21 protein-coding genes are annotated in these 20,444 nt (G+C 54.4%); 14 read left to right on the top strand and 7 right to left on the bottom strand.

Annotation, left to right across the window (positions count from 1 at the left end; all coding sequences use genetic code 11):
- From yidD to GA0061071_RS23810, 4 genes are all read right to left on the bottom strand, one after another.
- A complete protein-coding gene (gene yidD, locus GA0061071_RS20950; RefSeq protein ID WP_071890658.1) occupies window positions 1-258 on the bottom strand; it encodes a membrane protein insertion efficiency factor YidD in 258 nt (85 codons plus the stop codon).
- Window positions 222-581 (bottom strand): ribonuclease P protein component, encoded by a 360-nt coding sequence (gene rnpA / locus GA0061071_RS20945; protein WP_017458071.1) that lies wholly within the window; start codon window positions 579-581, stop codon window positions 222-224. Before rnpA ends, yidD begins: the two co-directional genes overlap by 37 nt.
- A gap of 16 nt (window positions 582-597) precedes the next feature.
- On the bottom strand, window positions 598-738 hold the full coding sequence (gene rpmH, locus GA0061071_RS20940; protein ID WP_000831330.1) for a 50S ribosomal protein L34: 141 nt from the start codon (window positions 736-738) through the stop codon (window positions 598-600).
- Window positions 739-967: 229 nt separating this feature from the next.
- A complete protein-coding gene (locus tag GA0061071_RS23810) occupies window positions 968-1,048 on the bottom strand; it encodes a hypothetical protein (RefSeq protein WP_420843408.1) in 81 nt (26 codons plus the stop codon).
- A 295-nt stretch (window positions 1,049-1,343) separates the two neighbouring features.
- On the opposite strand from GA0061071_RS23810, the gene dnaA reads away from it, so the two are divergent.
- From dnaA to GA0061071_RS20910, 6 genes are all read left to right on the top strand, one after another.
- Window positions 1,344-2,741: a chromosomal replication initiator protein DnaA gene (gene dnaA / locus GA0061071_RS20935; protein ID WP_061492399.1), complete on the top strand. Its 1,398-nt coding sequence runs from the start codon at window positions 1,344-1,346 to the stop codon at window positions 2,739-2,741.
- Between the two features lie 4 nt (window positions 2,742-2,745).
- Entirely contained in the window at window positions 2,746-3,846 is a 1,101-nt protein-coding gene (dnaN, locus tag GA0061071_RS20930; protein WP_061492400.1) for a DNA polymerase III subunit beta, read from the top strand.
- A gap of 147 nt (window positions 3,847-3,993) precedes the next feature.
- Window positions 3,994-5,067, top strand: a complete 1,074-nt coding sequence (gene recF, locus GA0061071_RS20925; protein WP_061492401.1) for a DNA replication/repair protein RecF — start codon at window positions 3,994-3,996, stop codon at window positions 5,065-5,067.
- Window positions 5,068-5,095: 28 nt separating this feature from the next.
- The gene (gene gyrB, locus GA0061071_RS20920) at window positions 5,096-7,510 is read left to right on the top strand and encodes a DNA topoisomerase (ATP-hydrolyzing) subunit B (RefSeq protein WP_061492402.1); all 2,415 of its coding nucleotides are present in this window, start codon (window positions 5,096-5,098) and stop codon (window positions 7,508-7,510) included.
- 170 nt (window positions 7,511-7,680) lie between these two features.
- Entirely contained in the window at window positions 7,681-8,493 is an 813-nt protein-coding gene (yidA, locus tag GA0061071_RS20915; RefSeq protein ID WP_061492403.1) for a sugar-phosphatase, read from the top strand.
- Between the two features lie 99 nt (window positions 8,494-8,592).
- A complete protein-coding gene (locus GA0061071_RS20910; protein WP_088236953.1) occupies window positions 8,593-9,819 on the top strand; it encodes a YidR family protein in 1,227 nt (408 codons plus the stop codon).
- Window position 9,820: 1 nt separating this feature from the next.
- Here GA0061071_RS20910 and GA0061071_RS20905 read toward each other — a convergent pair whose 3' ends face one another.
- A complete protein-coding gene (locus tag GA0061071_RS20905; RefSeq protein ID WP_061492405.1) occupies window positions 9,821-10,150 on the bottom strand; it encodes a YceK/YidQ family lipoprotein in 330 nt (109 codons plus the stop codon).
- Between the two features lie 311 nt (window positions 10,151-10,461).
- On the opposite strand from GA0061071_RS20905, the gene ibpA reads away from it, so the two are divergent.
- The 3 genes from ibpA to GA0061071_RS20890 all read left to right on the top strand — a co-directional run bounded on the left by ibpA (window position 10,462) and on the right by GA0061071_RS20890 (window position 13,265).
- Window positions 10,462-10,875 carry a small heat shock chaperone IbpA gene (gene ibpA, locus GA0061071_RS20900; RefSeq protein WP_061492406.1) on the top strand — a complete coding sequence of 138 codons (414 nt, stop codon included), beginning with the start codon at window positions 10,462-10,464 and terminating at the stop codon, window positions 10,873-10,875.
- Between the two features lie 109 nt (window positions 10,876-10,984).
- Window positions 10,985-11,413, top strand: coding sequence for a small heat shock chaperone IbpB (ibpB, locus tag GA0061071_RS20895; RefSeq protein WP_061492407.1), 429 nt, complete (start codon window positions 10,985-10,987; stop codon window positions 11,411-11,413).
- A gap of 190 nt (window positions 11,414-11,603) precedes the next feature.
- Entirely contained in the window at window positions 11,604-13,265 is a 1,662-nt protein-coding gene (locus GA0061071_RS20890; protein ID WP_088236952.1) for a putative transporter, read from the top strand.
- On the opposite strand, the gene GA0061071_RS20885 is transcribed toward GA0061071_RS20890, so the two are convergent.
- Window positions 13,233-13,979 (bottom strand): GntR family transcriptional regulator, encoded by a 747-nt coding sequence (locus GA0061071_RS20885; RefSeq protein WP_061492409.1) that lies wholly within the window; start codon window positions 13,977-13,979, stop codon window positions 13,233-13,235. The genes GA0061071_RS20890 and GA0061071_RS20885 overlap by 33 nt on opposite strands.
- Window positions 13,980-14,199: 220 nt before the next feature.
- On the opposite strand from GA0061071_RS20885, the gene GA0061071_RS20880 reads away from it, so the two are divergent.
- From GA0061071_RS20880 to GA0061071_RS20860, 5 genes are all read left to right on the top strand, one after another.
- Complete coding sequence (locus GA0061071_RS20880) at window positions 14,200-15,813, top strand: alpha-glucoside-specific PTS transporter subunit IIBC (RefSeq protein ID WP_088236951.1); 1,614 nt, start codon at window positions 14,200-14,202, stop codon at window positions 15,811-15,813.
- The gene (locus tag GA0061071_RS20875) at window positions 15,813-17,135 is read left to right on the top strand and encodes a 6-phospho-alpha-glucosidase (protein ID WP_061492411.1); all 1,323 of its coding nucleotides are present in this window, start codon (window positions 15,813-15,815) and stop codon (window positions 17,133-17,135) included. The genes GA0061071_RS20880 and GA0061071_RS20875 overlap by 1 nt, the downstream gene beginning before the upstream one ends.
- Window positions 17,136-17,241: 106 nt before the next feature.
- Window positions 17,242-17,589: a YidH family protein gene (locus GA0061071_RS20870; RefSeq protein ID WP_088236950.1), complete on the top strand. Its 348-nt coding sequence runs from the start codon at window positions 17,242-17,244 to the stop codon at window positions 17,587-17,589.
- Window positions 17,579-17,929: a DUF202 domain-containing protein gene (locus GA0061071_RS20865; protein ID WP_061492413.1), complete on the top strand. Its 351-nt coding sequence runs from the start codon at window positions 17,579-17,581 to the stop codon at window positions 17,927-17,929. Before GA0061071_RS20870 ends, GA0061071_RS20865 begins: the two co-directional genes overlap by 11 nt.
- Before the next feature lie 9 nt (window positions 17,930-17,938).
- Complete coding sequence (locus GA0061071_RS20860) at window positions 17,939-19,063, top strand: anaerobic sulfatase maturase (RefSeq protein ID WP_167352674.1); 1,125 nt, start codon at window positions 17,939-17,941, stop codon at window positions 19,061-19,063.
- A 1-nt stretch (window position 19,064) separates the two neighbouring features.
- Here GA0061071_RS20860 and GA0061071_RS20855 read toward each other — a convergent pair whose 3' ends face one another.
- Window positions 19,065-20,381, bottom strand: coding sequence for a D-serine ammonia-lyase (locus tag GA0061071_RS20855; RefSeq protein WP_088236949.1), 1,317 nt, complete (start codon window positions 20,379-20,381; stop codon window positions 19,065-19,067).
- Between the last annotated feature and the right edge of the window lie 63 nt (window positions 20,382-20,444).

Below are 20,444 nucleotides of genomic sequence, written 5' to 3'. Positions count from 1 at the left end.
TTAGTGTTCTCTGGTTTTAGAAGGTCCTGGCGGGACGGGATCGTCTCCACCCGGGTGTAAAGGGTGGCATTTTAATACGCGTTTCACTGTCAACCAACTGCCTTTTATCACTCCAAACCTGCGCAATGCCTCAATTCCATAGTGAGAGCAGGTTGGCGTGAAACGGCAGTGCGGCCCGAGTAGTGGACTAATCAGGCGTTGATAGACCCGAATCAGGCCGATCAGGACCCTTGAGCCAGGCGACAATGGCGGCGCCATAATTTTTCCAACGCTTCCGAGAGAGCACGGTTATCGAGGTCGGCAACCCCTTTCTTTGCCACCACCACAAAATCCATTGCCGGCAGTTCATGCTGGCGCAAACGAAAACTCTCACGCGTCAGACGTTTAATCCGATTGCGTTCATGAGCGCGTTTGACGTTTTTCTTGGCGACGGTAAGACCGATACGGGGATGCCCCAGCGAATTCAGGCGGCCGAGGATGGTGATTTGCGGCGTGCCAGCCCGTTGTGGCTGCTGGAAGACGAAAGTGAAATGAGTGGGAGTTAACAAACGTAACTCCCTGGGAAAAGCGAGCTTAACCACTCAGGGGTTAGCTTTATTACTTGGAAACGGTCAGACGTGCGCGGCCTTTAGCGCGACGACGAGCCAGAACCTGGCGACCATTTTTAGTAGCCATACGAGCACGGAAGCCGTGAGAACGGTTGCGCTTCAGTACAGACGGTTGAAAAGTGCGTTTCATGGCGGTTTCTACCTAAACTTGAATAAATTCACTGACTTTTGCGTATGCCTGAACGGAAATCGAACGACTGGCGCGCAAGCCATGGGTAATTAAAGAGGCCGGATTGTAATAATTGTACACTCCGGAGTCAATTCTCTTTCCTTATAGCGCACGTATTTTCGCACATAATTGCGCGAAAAATAAGCAGCATTCGACGACTGCATAAGAGCATAACGCGCCGGGGGCAGGATTATACGGGGACGGCAGTAAAGCGCAAGGATCCTCCAGGATCTTCGTTAGATCGTTTAAGCAATAAATCGTCGTTACTCATTAAATTTTCCAATATGCGGCCTAAATCGTCCCGCTCCTCTCTCTGGATCGTTTACACTGACCCGGTTCAGAATCGCCCTGTGGATAAATCGTGAAGAATCTGTGAGAAACAGAAGATCTCTGCCGCGGTTTACGCTATGATCCGCGGTCCCGATCGCGATCCAGGATCGTGAACAGGGCAAAAACCGTAAATAGCGGTTCGCACGTCACCCGGTTGGGTCTTATCGATGTGTGTCAAAAAACATTAATGTTTCTGTCTTTACTATTTATCGATTTTCGTTCGAGTGGAGTCCGCCGTGTCACTTTCGCTTTGGCAGCAGTGTCTTGCCCGATTGCAGGATGAGTTACCAGCCACAGAATTCAGTATGTGGATACGCCCTTTGCAGGCGGAATTGAGCGATAACACGCTGGCTTTGTATGCGCCAAACCGTTTTGTCCTCGATTGGGTTAGAGACAAGTATCTCAACAATATCAATGGACTGCTGAATGACTTCTGCGGTACGGACGCCCCACAACTGCATTTTGAAGTCGGCACCCGCCCGGTCAGCCAGACGCTGAGGGAACCCGCCAGCGTTGCCGCGCCAGCGCAAGCAGCGCAAGTGGTTGTACAGCGCGCCGCGCCTGCAGCGCGTCCAGGCTGGGACAATGTGCCCGCACCGGCGGAACCGACTTACCGCTCCAACGTTAACGTCAAACATACCTTTGATAACTTTGTTGAAGGTAAATCAAACCAGCTCGCCCGTGCGGCAGCCCGCCAGGTGGCTGACAACCCCGGCGGCGCCTATAACCCGCTGTTTTTATATGGCGGAACTGGTCTCGGTAAGACTCACCTGCTGCATGCGGTGGGCAACGGCATTGTGGCGCGCAAGCCCAATGCGAAAGTGGTGTATATGCACTCCGAGCGTTTTGTCCAGGACATGGTAAAAGCCCTGCAAAACAATGCGATCGAAGAGTTTAAACGCTACTACCGTTCCGTAGATGCGCTGCTGATTGACGATATCCAATTCTTTGCTAATAAAGAACGATCCCAGGAAGAGTTTTTCCACACGTTTAACGCGCTGCTGGAAGGTAATCAGCAGATCATTCTCACTTCGGATCGTTATCCGAAAGAGATCAACGGTGTTGAGGATCGTTTGAAATCGCGCTTTGGCTGGGGCCTGACCGTTGCGATCGAACCGCCGGAACTGGAAACCCGCGTGGCGATCCTGATGAAAAAAGCAGACGAGAACGACATTCGTCTGCCGGGGGAAGTGGCTTTCTTTATTGCGAAACGTCTGCGTTCTAACGTGCGTGAGCTGGAAGGGGCGCTGAACCGCGTGATTGCTAACGCCAATTTCACCGGACGGGCGATCACCATCGATTTCGTGCGCGAAGCGCTGCGGGATCTGTTGGCGCTACAGGAAAAACTGGTCACCATCGACAATATTCAAAAGACGGTGGCGGAGTATTACAAGATCAAGGTGGCGGATCTGCTGTCCAAGCGCCGATCCCGTTCGGTAGCCCGCCCGCGCCAGATGGCGATGGCGCTGGCAAAGGAGTTGACCAACCACAGTCTGCCGGAAATCGGCGACGCGTTTGGCGGCCGCGACCATACTACCGTGCTGCATGCCTGCCGTAAGATTGAGCAGTTGCGTGAAGAAAGCCATGATATCAAAGAAGATTTTTCCAATTTAATCAGAACATTATCTTCGTGACGCTATGAAATTTACCGTTGAACGTGAACATTTATTAAAGCCGCTGCAACAGGTAAGCGGCCCACTGGGTGGACGCCCTACGTTGCCGATCCTCGGAAATCTGTTGCTTCAGGTGACCGAAGGTGCGCTGTCGTTGACCGGAACCGATCTCGAAATGGAGATGGTGGCACGCCTTGCGTTGATCCAGCCACATGAACAAGGTGCGACAACGGTTCCGGCGCGTAAGTTTTTCGACATCTGCCGTGGTTTGCCGGAAGGTGCGGAAATCGCCGTGCAGCTGGAAGGCGAGCGTATGCTGATCCGTTCCGGGCGCAGCCGTTTCTCCCTTTCCACGCTGCCCGCTGCTGACTTCCCGAATCTGGATGACTGGCAAAGCGAAGTGGAGTTCACGCTACCGCAGGCGACAATGAAACGCCTGATCGAAGCGACGCAGTTCTCCATGGCGCATCAGGACGTGCGTTACTACTTAAATGGCATGCTGTTCGAAACTGAAGGCGAAGAGCTGCGTACCGTTGCTACGGATGGGCACCGTCTGGCTGTCTGCTCCATGCCGATTGGCGAATCATTGCCAAACCATTCGGTGATCGTGCCGCGTAAAGGCGTGATTGAGCTGATGCGCATGCTCGATGGCGGCGATACCCCGCTGCGCGTGCAGATTGGCAGCAACAATATTCGCGCACACGTTGGCGATTTTATTTTTACTTCCAAGCTGGTTGATGGCCGTTTCCCGGATTATCGCCGCGTATTGCCGAAGAATCCGGACAAAACGCTGGAAGCAGGCTGTGATTTGCTGAAGCAGGCCTTTGCCCGTGCCGCTATTCTCTCGAACGAGAAATTCCGCGGCGTGCGTCTGTACGTGAGCGAGAATCAGATCAAAATCACTGCCAATAACCCGGAACAGGAAGAAGCAGAAGAGTTTCTTGATGTCACCTATGCCGGTAGCGAGATGGAAATTGGTTTTAACGTTAGCTATGTGCTGGATGTCCTGAATGCGCTGAAGTGCGAAAATGTCCGTATACTGCTGACTGACTCCGTTTCCAGCGTACAGATTGAAGATGCGGCGAGCCAAAGCGCGGCCTATGTCGTTATGCCAATGCGCTTGTAGAATCTGTAAAGGGGCTGGTTTACTTGCCATTTCGTCTTCCGGCAGTGCTCGAAATGCTCGCGTACTTCGTGTACGCTCCGCTTTCTGTGCGCTGGCGGTAAACGAACTGGCTGCGACACTCACGCCCCTGGACTGATGCCCTGAACTATGTCACTGACCCGCCTTCTGATTAAAGACTTCCGTAATATCGAGAACGCAGATCTCGCGTTATCTCCAGGCTTTAATTTCCTGGTCGGCGCCAACGGGAGCGGTAAAACCAGCGTTCTCGAAGCTATCTATACGCTCGGACATGGTCGGGCGTTTCGCAGTTTGCAAATCGGTCGTGTGATCCGTCATGAACAGGAAGCGTTTGTTCTGCATGGTCGTTTGCAGGGGGAAGAGCGCGAAACGGCTATTGGTCTGACAAAAGATAAGCTCGGCGACAGCAAAGTACGTATTGATGGCACCGACGGCCACAAAGTGGCGGAACTGGCGCTGTTAATGCCGATGCAACTGATTACGCCCGAGGGGTTTACCCTCCTTAACGGTGGCCCCAAATACCGAAGAGCGTTCCTTGATTGGGGATGTTTTCACAACGAAGCCGGTTTTTTCACCGCCTGGAGCAATCTCAAACGCTTGCTGAAACAGCGCAATGCCGCATTGCGCCAGGTAACGCATTACGCACAGTTACGCCCATGGGATAAAGAATTGATCCCCCTGGCTGAGCAGATCAGCCGCTGGCGCGCCGAATACAGCGCAGCCATTGCCGAAGATATGGCCGATACCTGCCAACAATTTTTACCTGAATTTTCCCTGACGTTTGGTTTTCAGCGCGGGTGGGAAAAAGAGACCGATTACGGTGAGGTGCTGGAGCGCAATTTTGAGCGCGACCGCATGCTGACCTACACCGCTCACGGCCCGCATAAAGCGGATTTCCGTATTCGTGCGGACGGCGCGCCGGTGGAAGATACGCTGTCGCGCGGGCAGTTGAAACTTCTGATGTGCGCACTGCGTCTGGCGCAGGGGGAGTTTTTAACCCGCGAGAGCGGACGACGCTGTTTATACCTGATAGATGATTTTGCCTCAGAACTTGATGACGCGAAGCGTGGGTTGTTAGCCAGCCGCCTGAAAGCGACGCAGTCACAGGTTTTTGTCAGCGCGATCAGCGCCGAACACGTGATGGACATGTCGGACAAAAATTCGAAGATGTTCACCGTGGAAAAGGGTAAAATAACGGATTAACCCAAGACTAAATGAGCGAGAAACGTTGATGTCGAATTCTTATGACTCCTCCAGTATCAAAGTCCTGAAAGGGCTGGATGCGGTGCGTAAGCGCCCGGGTATGTATATCGGCGATACAGATGACGGCACCGGTCTGCACCATATGGTATTCGAGGTGGTAGATAACGCTATCGACGAAGCGCTCGCAGGGTACTGTAAAGACATCGTTGTCACCATCCATAGCGATAACTCCGTCTCCGTACAGGATGATGGTCGCGGTATTCCGACCGGTATTCACCCGGAAGAGGGCGTGTCTGCGGCGGAAGTGATCATGACCGTACTGCACGCAGGCGGTAAATTCGATGATAACTCCTATAAAGTTTCCGGCGGTCTGCACGGTGTAGGCGTTTCCGTGGTAAACGCCCTGTCGCAGAAACTGGAGCTGGTTATCCAGCGCGATAACAAAGTCCACCGTCAGATTTATGAACACGGCGTGCCGCAAGCTCCGCTGGCCGTAACGGGCGATACCGAAAAAACCGGTACCATGGTGCGTTTCTGGCCGAGCTATGAAACGTTCACTAACGTCACCGAATTTGAGTATGAAATTCTGGCGAAACGCCTGCGCGAGCTGTCATTCCTGAACTCTGGCGTTTCTATTCGCCTGCGCGATAAGCGCGACGGCAAAGAAGATCACTTCCACTACGAAGGCGGCATCAAAGCGTTCGTTGAGTATCTCAACAAGAACAAAACGCCGATCCACCCGAATATCTTCTACTTCTCTACCGAAAAAGACGGCATCGGCGTTGAAGTTGCGCTGCAATGGAACGACGGTTTCCAGGAAAATATCTACTGCTTTACCAACAACATTCCGCAGCGCGACGGTGGTACTCACCTTGCCGGTTTCCGCGCCGCGATGACCCGTACGCTGAACGCGTACATGGATAAAGAAGGCTACAGCAAAAAAGCCAAAGTCAGCGCGACCGGCGACGATGCCCGTGAAGGTCTGATTGCGGTGGTTTCCGTTAAAGTGCCGGATCCGAAGTTCTCCTCACAGACCAAAGATAAACTGGTCTCCTCTGAGGTGAAATCGGCGGTAGAGCAGCAGATGAACGAACTGCTGGCGGAATACCTGCTGGAAAACCCGTCTGACGCGAAAATCGTCGTCGGTAAAATTATCGATGCGGCGCGTGCCCGTGAAGCGGCGCGTAAAGCCCGTGAAATGACCCGTCGTAAAGGTGCGCTGGATCTGGCCGGCCTGCCGGGCAAACTGGCGGATTGCCAGGAGCGTGACCCGGCGCTGTCCGAACTCTACCTGGTGGAAGGGGACTCCGCGGGCGGTTCTGCGAAGCAGGGCCGTAACCGTAAAAATCAGGCGATACTGCCGCTGAAAGGTAAAATCCTTAACGTTGAGAAAGCGCGCTTCGACAAGATGCTCTCTTCGCAGGAAGTGGCGACGCTTATCACCGCTCTGGGCTGCGGCATCGGTCGCGATGAGTACAACCCGGACAAACTGCGCTATCACAGCATCATTATCATGACCGATGCGGACGTCGATGGTTCGCACATCCGTACGCTGCTGCTGACCTTCTTCTACCGTCAGATGCCGGAAATCGTTGAGCGTGGCCATGTCTACATTGCTCAGCCGCCACTGTACAAAGTGAAGAAAGGCAAGCAGGAACAGTACATCAAAGATGACGATGCGATGGATCAGTATCAGATTTCCATCGCGCTGGATGGCGCAACGCTGCACACCACCGAAGGTGCTCCTGCATTGTCGGGTGAAGCGCTGGAAAAAATGGTCTCTGAATACAACGCCACGCAGAAGATGATTGGTCGCATGGAGCGTCGTTTCCCGCGTACGCTGTTGAAAGCGCTGATTTATCAACCGACGCTGACAGAAGCCGATCTCGCTGAGGAACAGAAGGTTACGCGTTGGGTAAATGCGCTGGTCAGCGATCTGAACGAGAATGAGCAGCACGGTAGCCAGTGGAAGTTCGATGTGCGCAAGAACAACGAGCTGAACCATTTCGAGCCGATCATTCGCGTACGTACTCACGGTGTGGACACCGATTATCTGCTGGATAATGAATTCGTTACTGGTGGCGAATACCGCCGTATTTGCACCCTCGGCGAGAAGCTGCGCGGTCTGATGGAAGACGATGCCTTTATCGAACGTGGTGAGCGTCGTCAGCCGGTTGCCAGCTTTGAACAGGCGCTGGACTGGTTGGTGAAAGAGTCACGTCGTGGTCTTGCTATCCAGCGTTATAAAGGTCTGGGGGAAATGAACCCGGAACAGCTGTGGGAAACCACCATGGATCCGGACAGCCGCCGCATGTTGCGCGTCACGGTAAAAGATGCGATTGCTGCGGATCAGCTCTTCACAACCCTGATGGGGGATGCCGTAGAACCGCGTCGCGCCTTTATTGAAGAGAACGCCCTGAAAGCCGCGAATATCGATATTTAATCGTCTTTCTGACCGGGTAACAGAGGCCGGATACGGTATAAGCCGCCATCCGGCATGAAAAAGGGGAATCCAGGTTCCCCTTTTCGGCCCCTTTTTCCTCCCGTCGCGCTGCTGTTTTTTGAGCGGAATCGCGTTAGCATGAGTCCGGAAATATCTCACCTGGGGACCTCATGGCTATCAAACTTATTGCAATCGATATGGACGGCACGCTGTTGCTGCCCGATCACACCATCTCTCCCGCTGTTAAAAATGCCATTGCTGCGGCACGCGAACGCGGCGTCAATGTCGTGCTCACCACCGGTCGTCCATACGCAGGCGTTCACAGCTATATGAAAGAGCTGCATATGGAGAGGGAAGGCGATTATTGCATCACCTATAACGGCGCACTGGTGCAGAACGCCAGCGACGGTAGCACCGTAGCGCAAACGGCGCTGAGCTATGACGATTACCGCTATCTTGAAAAATTGTCCCGTGAAGTGGGTTCGCACTTTCACGCGCTGGATCGCAACACCCTTTACACCGCCAACCGCGATATCAGCTACTACACGGTGCATGAATCCTACGTTGCCACCATTCCGCTGGTCTTCTGCGAAGCGGAAAAAATGGATCCGGCGACCCAGTTCCTCAAAGTGATGATGATTGACGATCCGGTAATCCTGGACCAGGCCATTGCCCGCATCCCGCAGGAAGTGAAAGAGAAATACACGGTGCTGAAAAGCGCGCCATACTTCCTCGAAATCCTCGATAAACGCGTCAATAAAGGCACCGGTGTGAAATCCCTTGCAGAGGCTTTGAACATCAAACCGGACGAGATCATGGCGATTGGCGATCAGGAAAACGACATCGCCATGATTGAATACGCAGGCGTTGGCGTGGCGATGGACAACGCAATCCCATCGGTGAAAGAGGTGGCGAACTTTATCACCAAATCCAATCTGGAAGACGGCGTTGCTTACGCGATTGAGAAGTTTGCGCTGAACTGAGTTCAGCCAACACGCGCGTGAAGAACCATAAAGTGAGATGTAGGCTAACGCCGCGCATTGCTATACCCTGAAGCGATATTTTGGCTTCAGGGTACTTTCATGAAACAACTCACCTTTGCCCCCCGCAATCATCAACTGACCAACACCCAAACCTGGACACCGGACAGCCAGTGGCTGGTGTTTGACGTCCGTCCTTCTGGCGCATCGTTTACCGGTAAAACCATCGAGCGAGTCAATGTGCAGACCGGGGCGGTGGAGGTGCTGTATACCGCTCCTGATGGCGCGCATGTGGGGGTGGTAACGGTAAGTCCGCAGACCGAAAAGTACGTCTTCATTCATGGCCCGGAGAACCCGGACGCCGACTGGCAATACGACTTTCATCATCGCCGTGGTGTGGTGACGGAAAATGGCTCAACCCATAATCTCGATGCAATGGATATCACCGCGCCTTACACCCCCGGCGCGCTGCGCGGTGGCTCACATGTGCATGTCTTTAGCCCGAATGGCGAATTCATCAGCTTTACCTATAACGACCACGTTATGCATGAGCGTTCCCCGGCGCTGGATTTACGCAACGTCGGCGTTGCTGCGCCATTTGGCCCGGTTAACCCACCCTGCACGCATGCTCGTGAGTACGGCGGCAGCCACTGGAGCGTGCTGGTAAGCCGCACGACGCCTGCGCCTGTTCCGGGTAGTGACCAGATTAACCGGGCGTACGAAGAGGGCTGGGTGAGCGACCAGCAGCTTGCGTTTATTGGCGACACGCTGTCGCTGACCGGTGAAAAAGTGCCGGAGCTATTCATTGTTACGCTCCCTCACAATGAACAGGGCTGGAAAACAGCGGGCGATGCACCGCTACAAGGAACGCCGGATACCCTGCCCGCACCGCCGCAGGGCGTGGTGCAACAACGTCTGACCTTTACCCACCATAAACCTTTTCCGGGTCTGGTGAATGTGCCGCGTCACTGGGTGCGCAGCCATCCGCAAGCGATGCAGATTGCGTTTCTGATGCGCGACGACCAGGGCATTGTTCAACTCTGGTTAATCAGCCCGAATGGCGGCGAGCCGCGCCAGCTGACGCAAACCACCAGCGGGATCCAGTCGGCGTTTAACTGGCATCCTTCGGGTAAGGCGCTGGGATTTGTTCTGGAAAACCGTATTGCGCTGTGCGACGCGCAACGCGGAGAGATAACCTTTTTGACTTCCGATCATGCAAATCCGCCGTCGGCAGATGCGGTGGTCTTTTCGCCGGATGGCAAAAAGATTGCGTGGATGCAAGACGTGGACGGTTTCCGCCAGTTATGGATGACGGAAACCGGGCTGTAGTTTAGTGGGTGGGCATCGGTGCGGGCGGGATAACGGAATTGGTGGCAAAGTTTTCCTGTTCGCTCTTTTCCACCCGCGATTTTATTGAGTTATCACGACGAAACAGATCCCATGGCAGCAGTAAGGTGTCCATCACCGCTGTGAAAGGCATATCCAGAACCACCAGCGATTTCATGCCAATACCGGTGTCATCGTCCGCCATCATGGCCGAACTGGCTCGCGTGCCGGGATAAACCCCTTCTTTGCCGCCGGTGTGCGACATGACGCTGGAGCATCCCGATAACACCATTCCGCAGAACAACACAAAAACTACCAGAATATTTTTCATCATTGGCTAATCATCGTTATTGGCAGTGTGAACACCGTTCCGCGATTATGGCTTTTCCGCAGAGTAAAAAATCAGCGTTCGGGTTCCGCTCTGTGGCGGCATTCGCACTTTGACCATTTGTGCTGTAACCCCAGTCTAAGCGTTGCCACAGAAAGTGCAAAAAAAGTCGATATTTGCCCCTTGAAATCATTACTGCCAGCCACATTTTAGGAATAGAGCCGGGGAACACGCCGTAAGGGTGTTTGGCTACTGTTGCATGGCCTGTCCATTGTGGAAGGCAAATAACAATCTCGCTGATGTCAGGAGCTTTATGTATGCGTAACTTCGATCTTTCTCCGCTTTACCGTTCTGCTATTGGTTTCGACCGTCTGTTTAATCTGCTGGAAAACAATCAAAGCCAAAGCAATGGCGGTTACCCTCCGTACAACGTGGAATTAGTGGACGAAAACCACTACCGCATCGCTATCGCCGTGGCGGGGTTTGCTGAAAGTGAACTGGAGATCACCGCGCAGGACAACTTGCTGGTGGTAAAAGGCTCCCATACCGCCGAGCAAAAAGAACGTACCTATCTCTATCAGGGCATCGCCGAACGTAACTTTGAGCGTAAATTCCAGTTGGCCGAAAATATCCATGTCCAGGGTGCTAACCTGGTCAATGGTCTGCTGTACGTCGAACTTGAACGCGTGATCCCGGAAGAGAAAAAACCGCGTCGTATCGAAATTAACTGATTTATTCCGGGTCGCGCTGGCGGCCCATTCCGAACATGCTCGCCGACAGGGAGCATATGCGAGCCGCGTGCTCGCAGGTATTTACTCGCTTCTTTGAAGGAGAAACACAATGCGTAATTACGACTTATCCCCCCTGCTGCGTCAGTGGATCGGTTTCGACAAACTGGCCAACGCGCTGCAAAGCACCACTGAGCAACAGACCTTTCCGCCTTACAACATTGAAAAGGGCGATGACAACCACTACCGCATTACCCTGGCGCTGGCGGGCTACCGTCAGGAAGAGCTGGATATCCAACTGGAAAGCGGTCGTCTGACTATCAAAGGGACGCCGGAAAAACCCGCCAACGAACCGAAATGGCTGCATCAAGGGCTGATCATCCAGCCGTTCAGCCTGAGCTTTACGCTGGCTGATTTTATGGAAGTTTCCGGCGCTACGTTCAATAACGGTTTACTGCATATTGATCTGCTGCGAAATCTCCCGGAAACGGCAGCCCCACAGCGTATCGCCATTAGCGAGCGCCCGGCCTTAACCAGCTAATGTCAGCGATAAGAAAGCGCCGCCCGTCGGCGCTTTTTTTATGCGCGCCGTTTGTACCAATATCCTCCTTCCCCCGCATTGACGCTATCACGAGAGGCAACAAAAGCCGCGCGCTTTGTGCGCCATCACCCATACAAGCACGGCTGCCTCTGCCAGAATCGAAATAGTCATCATGTGGAAGGAAGCATTCATGAGTGATATCGCGTTAACAGTAAGCATACTGGCGCTGGTCGCGGTTGTCGGTTTGTGGATCGGTAATGTGAAGATACGCGGCGTCGGTTTTGGCATTGGCGGCGTGTTATTCGGTGGGATCATTGTCGGGCACTTTGTTGACCAGTTGGGTGTACCCTTAAGCAGTCCGATGCTCCATTTCGTGCAGGAGTTTGGTCTGATCCTCTTTGTCTATACCATCGGCATTCAGGTGGGGCCGGGTTTTTTTGCCTCTTTGCGTGTTTCTGGTCTGCGGCTCAATTTGTTTGCCATTCTGATTGTTATCCTCGGCGGCCTGGTAACCGCTATCCTGCATAAAATTTTTGCCATTCCATTACCAGTGGTGCTCGGTATTTTTTCCGGCGCGGTCACTAACACGCCAGCGCTCGGGGCCGGGCAGCAGATCCTGCGCGATTTGGGCGTACCCGGCGCAGCGGTTGATCAAATGGGGATGAGCTATGCGATGGCCTACCCGTTTGGGATTTGCGGTATTTTGCTGACCATGTGGCTGCTGCGGGTGCTGTTTCGCGTCAACGTTGAGGACGAAGCGCGGCAGCATGACGCCACCCTGAGTCACGGCACGTCGCTTATCCGCACCATCAATATTCGCGTCGAAAACCCGAACCTCAACAATATGGCGATTCAGGATGTGCCCATTCTCAACAGCGATAAAATCATCTGCTCGCGGTTAAAAAGGGCTGATTTGCTGATGGTGCCCTCGCCCACGACACTGATTCAGTCCGGGGACTTGCTACACCTGGTCGGGCTGCCAGCAGACCTGCACAACGCACAACTGGTCATCGGCCAGGAGGTGGACACCTCGTTGTCGACACGCGGGACGGATTTACGCGTTGAGCGGGTGGTGGTGACTAACGAGAAAGTGCTGGGGAAAAAAATCCGCGACCTGCACTTTAAAGAGCGGTACGACGTGGTGATCTCCCGGCTTAATCGTGCGGGGGTGGAGCTGGTCGCCAGTAGCGATGCTGGCCTGCAATTTGGCGACATTCTCAATCTGGTCGGCCGTCCGTCGGCTATTGAAGCGGTAGCCAATGAAGTCGGCAATGCGCAGCATAAACTGCAACAGGTGCAAATGCTGCCGGTGTTTATCGGTATCGGGCTGGGGGTGTTACTGGGCTCAGTACCGGTTTTTGTGCCGGGTTTTCCGGTTGCACTGAAATTAGGTCTGGCGGGCGGCCCGCTGATTATGGCGCTGATCCTCGGGCGTATTGGCAGCGTAGGCAAGCTGTACTGGTTTATGCCGCCGAGTGCTAACCTGGCGTTGCGTGAGCTGGGGATTGTGCTGTTCCTGGCGGTGGTTGGGCTGAAATCCGGGGGGGATTTTATCGCCACGCTGACGCATGGCGATGGGTTGAATTGGATGTGTTACGGCATTTTTATCACCGCCATTCCGCTGATCACCGTTGGCGTACTGGCGCGGATGCTGGCGAAGATGAACTATCTTACCCTGTGCGGCATGCTGGCGGGGTCAATGACCGATCCCCCTGCGCTGGCCTTTGCTAACGGCCTGCATGCCACCAGCGGGGCGGCTGCGCTCTCCTATGCCACGGTGTATCCGTTGGTGATGTTTCTGCGCATTATCACCCCGCAGCTACTGGCGGTGATCTTCTGGGGGCTGGGGTAAGGACATATCAGGGTGGATGCGCCGTAGGTGGTAATCCACCTGGTAATCACGGGTATTGCGGAACATGACGGAATAGTTGAGAAACTCGCCGCTGTCGCTGTAGGACAGAGAGGTAATACGCAGCAGCGGCGTGTGTTCTTCAACATTAAGTACCATTGCTACCTGTTTATCCGCCAGCACCGGCGTCAGGCTTTCGTAATTGCCGCTGATGGAAATACCGCACTCCTTCTCAATATAGTCGAATTTAGACCCTTCGAGATGCGCCAGCGAGAGAGTGCGGAACAGCTTCACCGGCATATAGCTATCTTCCAGCATTAAGGGTTTGCCTTCGACATAGCGCACCCGGCGCGAAAAGTAGATCCGCTCATTAATTTGGATGCGTAACTGGCTGGCGATAGCGGGCGGCGCGGGCATCACTTCAAACAGCAGCACCTGGCTGTGTACCTCCTTCCCCTGTTGACGCAGTACTTCCACCAGTCCGGTCAGATTGGTGGTTTCGTGGTGTACATCTTTGCGCGTCACATAGGTGCCACTGCCGTGGCGGCGCACCACCAATCCCCAACCTACCAGCAAGTCGATCGCCTTGCGGATGGTCATCCTCGCCACGCCAAATTCCAGCGCCAGTATTTTTTCACCAGGCAGCGGGCTGCCAATGTGGTAATCCGACGAATTCAGCCGCAGGCGTAATCGTTCGGCAATGGATTTATAGATCACCTGTAGACCTCTTTAGGGGCATAACGCCGGGAATAGGGGGTGAGCCTGTCTATTTTTATGATGAAAAGTAGACCTGACAGGGCCAAATAAAACCATGAGGGCTATCACGGATCGCAGCGGCGCACCCTGCTCGCACTGAAGCAAATTCTTATGCTCATTTCAGGCCAATACACCATAACAAGGCCTCTACCCCTACAGGTTGTTCAATGAGGATTTGAAAATGCTCAGTCAAATACAACGTTTTGGCGGCGCCATGTTTACCCCGGTGTTGCTGTTTCCCTTCGCCGGTATGGTGGTTGGGATCGCTATCATGCTGCGCAACCCGCTGTTCGTCGGAGAAGCACTGACCACACCCGACAACCTCTTTGCGCAGATCGTTCACATTATTGAAGAAGGCGGCTGGGCGGTGTTTCGTAATATGCCGTTGATTTTCGCCGTCGGTTTACCCATTGGCCTGGCGAAGCAGGCCCAGGGCCGCGCCTGTCTCGCTGTGTTGATTAGCTTCCTGACCTGGAACTATTTTATTAATGCCATGGGGATGACCTGGGGCCATTTCTTTGGTGTCAACTTTGCAGCAGACCCTGTTACCGGTAGCGGATTAACACTGATTGCCGGTATTAAAACCCTTGATACCAGCATTATCGGCGCGATCGCTATTTCCGGCCTTGTGACGGCGATACATAACCGCTACTTCGATAAACCATTGCCGGTCTTCCTCGGCATTTTCCAGGGGACATCGTTTGTGGTGATTATCGCATTCCTGGCGATGATCCCCTGCGCCTGGTTAACGCTGTTGGGCTGGCCGAAAGTGCAACTGGGCATTGAGTCGTTACAGGCGTTCTTACGTTCCGCCGGGGCGCTGGGCGTGTGGGTCTACACCTTCCTGGAGCGCATCCTGATCCCGACCGGGCTGCATCACTTTGTTTATGGGCCGTTTGTTTTTGGTCCGGCGGCAGTGGAAGGCGGCATTCAGGTGTACTGGGCGCAGCATTTACAGGAATTTAGCCAGAGCACCGAAGCGTTGAAAACCCTCTTCCCGCAAGGTGGTTTTGCCCTGCACGGTAACTCGAAAGTGTTCGGTTCCGTCGGTATTGCGCTGGCGTTGTGGTACACCGCATCGCCGGAAAACCGCGTTAAAGTTGCAGGCTTACTGATCCCCGCCACGCTCACGGCAGTGCTGGTGGGCATTACCGAACCGCTTGAGTTTACCTTCCTGTTTATCTCCCCGCTCTTATTTGCTGTTCACGCCGTGCTGGCCGCCAGTATGGCGACGGTGATGTACAGCTTTGGCGTGGTGGGCAATATGGGGGGCGGCCTGCTTGACCAGTTCTTACCGCAGAACTGGATCCCCATGTTTCATAACCATGCGGCGATGGTGCTGACACAGATTGGCATCGGTCTCTGTTTTACCGCGCTCTATTTCCTGGTTTTCCGCACGCTGATTGTACGCCTCAACCTCAAAACGCCGGGGCGGGAAGCGAGTGAAGTGAAGCTCTACAGCAAAGCGGACTATAAAGCAGCGCGAGGTCACACCACGGCTCCGGTTGCGGCGCAAACGAGCCAGGCTGCTGGTTTCCTGAAAGCACTTGGCGGCACGGCGAATATTGAAAGCATTAACAACTGTGCAACACGGTTACGTATCACGCTGAATGATATGGCGAAAACCGACAGCGACGATGTTTTCAAAGCACTGGGCGCGCATGGCGTAGTGCGGCGCGGTAACGGCATTCAGGTGATTGTCGGGCTGCATGTTCCTCAAGTGCGTGAACAGCTTGAATTCCTTATGAAAACCACTGTAACGAACGAACTATCCACTCTGTCGGAGGCTGTATAATGAAAAAATTCTCTGTGGTAATCGCCGGCGGCGGTAGCACCTTTACACCGGGTATCGTCCTGATGTTGTTGGCTAACCGCGATCGCTTTCCTCTCCGCGCGCTTAAATTTTATGACAACGATGGCGCGCGTCAGGAAACCATCGCCGAGGCCTGTAAAATTATTCTCCGTGAGCAGGCACCGGACATCGACTTTAGCTACACCACCGATCCGAAAACCGCCTTTAGCGATGTGGATTTTGTCATGGCGCATATTCGCGTGGGCAAATACCCGATGCGCGAAAAAGACGAGAAAATCCCGCTGCGCCACGGTGTGGTGGGGCAGGAAACCTGCGGTCCGGGTGGGATCGCTTACGGTATGCGTTCTATTGGCGGCGTACTGGAGCTGGTGGATTATATGCAGCAGTATTCGCCCAATGCCTGGATGCTCAACTACTCCAACCCGGCGGCGATTGTCGCGGAAGCAACCCGTCGCCTGCGCCCACAGGCGAAAATCCTCAATATCTGCGATATGCCTATCGGCATCGAAGGCCGGATGGCGCAGATAGTCGGCCTGCCTGATCGTAAAGCAATGCGGGTGCGTTACTACGGGCTTAATCATTTTGGCTGGTGGACATCGATTGAGGATCAGAACGGCAACGATTTAATGCCGAAATTACGCGAATATGTCGCGAAAAATGGTTATGTTCCACCCGCAAAAGATGAACATACCGAAGCGAGCTGGAACGACACTTTTGCCAAAGCAAAAGATGTCCAGGCGCTGGATCCGGATACCATGCCGAACACCTACCTGAAGTATTACCTCTTCCCGGATTACGTTGTCGCTCACTCTAACCCTGAACGTACCCGTGCGAATGAAGTGATGGATCACCGTGAAAAACAGGTTTTTAGTGCATGCCGCGCGATTATTGAAGCGGGGAAATCATCTGCCGGTGAGCTGGAGATCGACGAACATGCGTCTTACATCGTTGATCTGGCGACCGCCATTGCCTTTAACACCCAGGCGCGAATGCTATTGATTGTGCCGAATAACGGCGCGATCCATAACTTCGACGCCGACGCGATGGTGGAGATCCCTTGCCTTGTGGGGAAAAACGGCCCGGAACCGTTGACGGTCGGCGATATTCCACACTTCCAGAAAGGGTTGATGAGCCAGCAGGTGGCGGTGGAGAAACTGGTGGTGGATGCCTGGGAACAGCATTCCTACCAGAAGTTGTGGCAGGCTCTCACCCTGTCGAAAACCGTCCCCAGCGCCTCTGTCGCCAAAGCCATCCTTGATGATTTAGTAGAAGCAAACAGAGATTACTGGCCTGAACTGCATTAATCCTCGCGACCGGCATCATCAGGATGCCGGTCCTTTACGTGAAACGTGTCGAAAAAAACGGTCGTATCCGCTACTTTGTTGACCAGAACCACAACAAGGAGCCCCCATGAAGATCTCCCGCGTCGGCGAAGCGCCGGATTATCGCTTCTCGCTGGCTAACGAGCGCACCTTTCTGGCATGGATCCGCACGGCGCTGGGCTTTCTGGCGGCGGGCGTGGGTCTGGACCAACTTGCCCCGCAGTTTGCCACCCCCTTGATCCGCGAAGTGCTGGCGCTGTTGCTGTGCCTGTTTTCCGGTGCTCTGGCGCTGTACGGTTATCTGCGCTGGCTACGTAATGAGAAAGCGATGCGCCTGAAAGAGGATCTGCCTTACACCGGAGCGTTAATGGTCATCAGTGTTGCTCTGCTGATGGTGGCGCTGGTAGTGATGGGGCTGGTGTTCTATGGCGGGTAGCCGTAAGGCCCGCCGTGAGGGCGATCCCGGGCTGCAACCTGAACGCACGTCGCTGGCGTGGCTGCGCACGTTATTTGGCTATGGCGCGTTGATGGCGCTGGCGGTTCGACACAACTGGCAGCACTCCGGTATGCCATTCTGGATCTCGCTGGCCGTGCTGGCGCTGGCGGCGGGTTTGCTGTGGCGCTATACGCGCAAACGTATCGTCATGGATGTTGAAAAAGATGATTTTGCCCAGGCGGGCGCAATACGTGACAAATTATTGATCTCCCTCGCGGTGCTCTCCCTCGCGTTACTGTTTGCTGTAACCCATATACGCCAGCTACTTCTATTTCTTTGAGGAGATTGCATGCCAGGCTGTCACGTTATGGCCAAGCCCGCCAGTTCGCGCTGCAACCTTAACTGCCGTTACTGTTTTTATATTGAAAAACAGCAGCAAAGCGTTATGGACGACGCCACGCTGGAGGCATTTATCCGCCAGCAGATCGCGGCTCAACCCGACAACGCCATTGTGCCGTTTGCCTGGCAAGGTGGGGAACCAACACTCTGCGGGCTGGATTTTTTCCGCCGCGTTGCCGCGTTGCAAAAGCAGTACGCTGACGGCAAACGTATCGAAAACGCCTTTCAGACCAATGGCCTCTTGCTGAACGACGACTGGTGTCGCTTTTTTCGCGAGCATGGCTGGCTGGTGGGGATTTCCATTGATGGCCCGGCGGATTTGCATGATGCCTATCGCGTTAATCGCAGCGGTAAACCTTCGCATCATCATGTCGTGAATGCCATCCAGTTGCTGGTGAAACACCGGGTTGAGTTCAATCTGCTGTGCGTCGTCAATGCGCTGAATAGCCAGCAGCCGCAACGCCTGTACCGCTATTTACGCAGTCTTGGCACGCCATTTTTGCAATTTATCCCGCTGGTCGAACAGGATGCGCAGGGGCAATTAACCGCCGAATCGGTGAGCGGCGATGCGTGGGGAACCTTCCTGAATACGGTGTTTGATAGATGGGCGCTGGACGATATTGGCCGGGTGTACGTCCAGCTTTTTGATTCGACGCTGGGCGTGTGGAGCGGCTACCCGTCGCAAATGTGCACGTTTGGTGAAACCTGCGGCCATGCGCTTGCACTGGAGGCCAATGGTGATATGTATGCCTGCGATCACTATGTCTACACTGATTATCACCTGGGCAATCTGCATCAGATCCCGATTAGCGAGATCAATGCCAGCCGCGACGCCACGGCTTTCGGGCAGAGCAAAAAAACCACCCTCAGCGATGAGTGTCGCCACTGCGAAGTGCTGCGGTTTTGCCAGGGCGATTGCCCGAAGCACCGTATCCAGCGGGGAAAGAGCGCGTTGTGCGAAGGCTATCGCCGTTTTTTCAGCCACACCGCGCCGCACATGCGCGTGATGCGTGACCTGCTTCGCCAGCGGCGTTCCCCAATGGAGTTGATGGCAATTCTGCGCAAATCGGGCTGATTTATCGCGCTGTTGCCAGATACTGTGCCATCTCGTCAGCAGGCACCATACCGCCGCCGGTCGCCCATACCAGATGCGTGGCCTGTGTGAGTTGACTGTTGCTGAACCCGTGTAGCCGATGGTAAGTCGTATCGGTGCAGATCTGCTGTGGCCCGGCCATCCCTGCCAGTGCCGAGGGCTCCAGTTGAATGCCCTCTTCCTGCGCCAGCCAACTGAGCAGGCTATAAAGCGTGCGATCATCGACGGTGTAGAAACCATCCAGCAGGCGCTCCATTGCCCGACCGACAAAGCCGGAGGCGCGCCCTACCGCCAGTCCATCGGCGGCAGTCAGGTTATCTATCCCCAGATCCTGCACGGCAATGCCGTCATGCAAGCCGGTATAAACCCCTAACAACATGCACGGGGAGTGCGTCGGTTCTGCGAAAATACAGTGTACATCATCGCCAAAAGCCAGTTTCAGACCGAATGCCACACCACCGGGGCCGCCGCCAACGCCGCAAGGCAGATAGACAAACAACGGGTGCGCGCGATCGACGACTTTACCGAGGCGGGTAAATTGATCTTTGAGGCGCTGCCCGGCGACGGCGTAGCCTAAAAACAGCGTGCGCGAGTTTTCATCATCGATAAAAAAGCAGTTTGCATCGTTTGCCGCCGCCAGCCGCCCTTGTTCAACGGCGACACCGTAATCCTCTGCGTATTCCACTACCTTCACGCCGTGGCTGCGCAATTTGGCCTTTTTCCACGCCCGCGCATCGGCAGACATATGCACAGTGACGTTAAAACCGAGGCGCGCGCTGATGATGCCAATCGACAGGCCGAGGTTGCCGGTGGAGCCGACGGCAATGCTGTACTGGCCGAAAAAGCGTGCGAACGTCGGTGACAACAGCTTGCCGTAATCATCCTGTTCACTCAGTAACCCGGCGGCAATAGCGAGTTTTTCTGCATGCGTCAGAACTTCATAAATGCCACCCCGGGCTTTGATCGAGCCGGAAATCGGCAAGTGGCTGTCTTTTTTCAGCCATAATTCGCCGGTTACTGCCGGGCCAATACGACGCTGCATCGCGGGGATCGGCACCACCTCCGATTCAATAATGCCATGGCTTACGGCCGTTTCCGGAAAGGCCTGCGCCAGAAACGGCGCAAAACGGGCAAGACGTGCGTGTGCGTCGTGAACATCTTGCGCACTCAGGCCAACATGCGGCAAAGCCTGCGCAACAGAGGTAGTATTAGGGTTAAACCAGCGCGTTTCTTGCAGGTCGATCAGTTGCTTAACCAGCGGGTACTGCTGGATGAGTTTCTCAATATCGGCGTTTTTCATCGGTTCACTTTTGTCGGGAGTGGATGCGTAAAGAAAACAGGAATACGCTGTGGGCGCAAGTAT

This window comes from Kosakonia oryzendophytica, from assembly GCF_900094925.1.
Lineage (GTDB): Bacteria > Pseudomonadota > Gammaproteobacteria > Enterobacterales > Enterobacteriaceae > Kosakonia > Kosakonia oryzendophytica.
The sequence above is the reverse complement of the archived record's forward strand: the minus strand, read 5'-3'. Positions and strand labels throughout refer to the sequence as shown.

Bases quoted from the DNA above. Each gene is read 5' to 3' on its own strand.
- yidD (WP_071890658.1), bottom strand. From the start codon at position 258: ATGGCGCCGCCATTGTCGCCTGGCTCAAGGGTCCTGATCGGCCTGATT.
- rpmH (WP_000831330.1), bottom strand. From the start codon at position 738: ATGAAACGCACTTTTCAACCGTCTGTACTGAAGCGCAACCGTTCTCAC.
- GA0061071_RS23810 (WP_420843408.1), bottom strand. From the start codon at position 1,048: ATGAGTAACGACGATTTATTGCTTAAACGATCTAACGAAGATCCTGGA.
- dnaN (WP_061492400.1), top strand. From the start codon at position 2,746: ATGAAATTTACCGTTGAACGTGAACATTTATTAAAGCCGCTGCAACAG.
- recF (WP_061492401.1), top strand. From the start codon at position 3,994: ATGTCACTGACCCGCCTTCTGATTAAAGACTTCCGTAATATCGAGAAC.
- gyrB (WP_061492402.1), top strand. From the start codon at position 5,096: ATGTCGAATTCTTATGACTCCTCCAGTATCAAAGTCCTGAAAGGGCTG.
- yidA (WP_061492403.1), top strand. From the start codon at position 7,681: ATGGCTATCAAACTTATTGCAATCGATATGGACGGCACGCTGTTGCTG.
- GA0061071_RS20910 (WP_088236953.1), top strand. From the start codon at position 8,593: ATGAAACAACTCACCTTTGCCCCCCGCAATCATCAACTGACCAACACC.
- GA0061071_RS20905 (WP_061492405.1), bottom strand. From the start codon at position 10,150: ATGATGAAAAATATTCTGGTAGTTTTTGTGTTGTTCTGCGGAATGGTG.
- ibpA (WP_061492406.1), top strand. From the start codon at position 10,462: ATGCGTAACTTCGATCTTTCTCCGCTTTACCGTTCTGCTATTGGTTTC.
- ibpB (WP_061492407.1), top strand. From the start codon at position 10,985: ATGCGTAATTACGACTTATCCCCCCTGCTGCGTCAGTGGATCGGTTTC.
- GA0061071_RS20890 (WP_088236952.1), top strand. From the start codon at position 11,604: ATGAGTGATATCGCGTTAACAGTAAGCATACTGGCGCTGGTCGCGGTT.
- GA0061071_RS20880 (WP_088236951.1), top strand. From the start codon at position 14,200: ATGCTCAGTCAAATACAACGTTTTGGCGGCGCCATGTTTACCCCGGTG.
- GA0061071_RS20875 (WP_061492411.1), top strand. From the start codon at position 15,813: ATGAAAAAATTCTCTGTGGTAATCGCCGGCGGCGGTAGCACCTTTACA.
- GA0061071_RS20870 (WP_088236950.1), top strand. From the start codon at position 17,242: ATGAAGATCTCCCGCGTCGGCGAAGCGCCGGATTATCGCTTCTCGCTG.
- GA0061071_RS20865 (WP_061492413.1), top strand. From the start codon at position 17,579: ATGGCGGGTAGCCGTAAGGCCCGCCGTGAGGGCGATCCCGGGCTGCAA.
- GA0061071_RS20860 (WP_167352674.1), top strand. From the start codon at position 17,939: ATGCCAGGCTGTCACGTTATGGCCAAGCCCGCCAGTTCGCGCTGCAAC.
- GA0061071_RS20855 (WP_088236949.1), bottom strand. From the start codon at position 20,381: ATGAAAAACGCCGATATTGAGAAACTCATCCAGCAGTACCCGCTGGTT.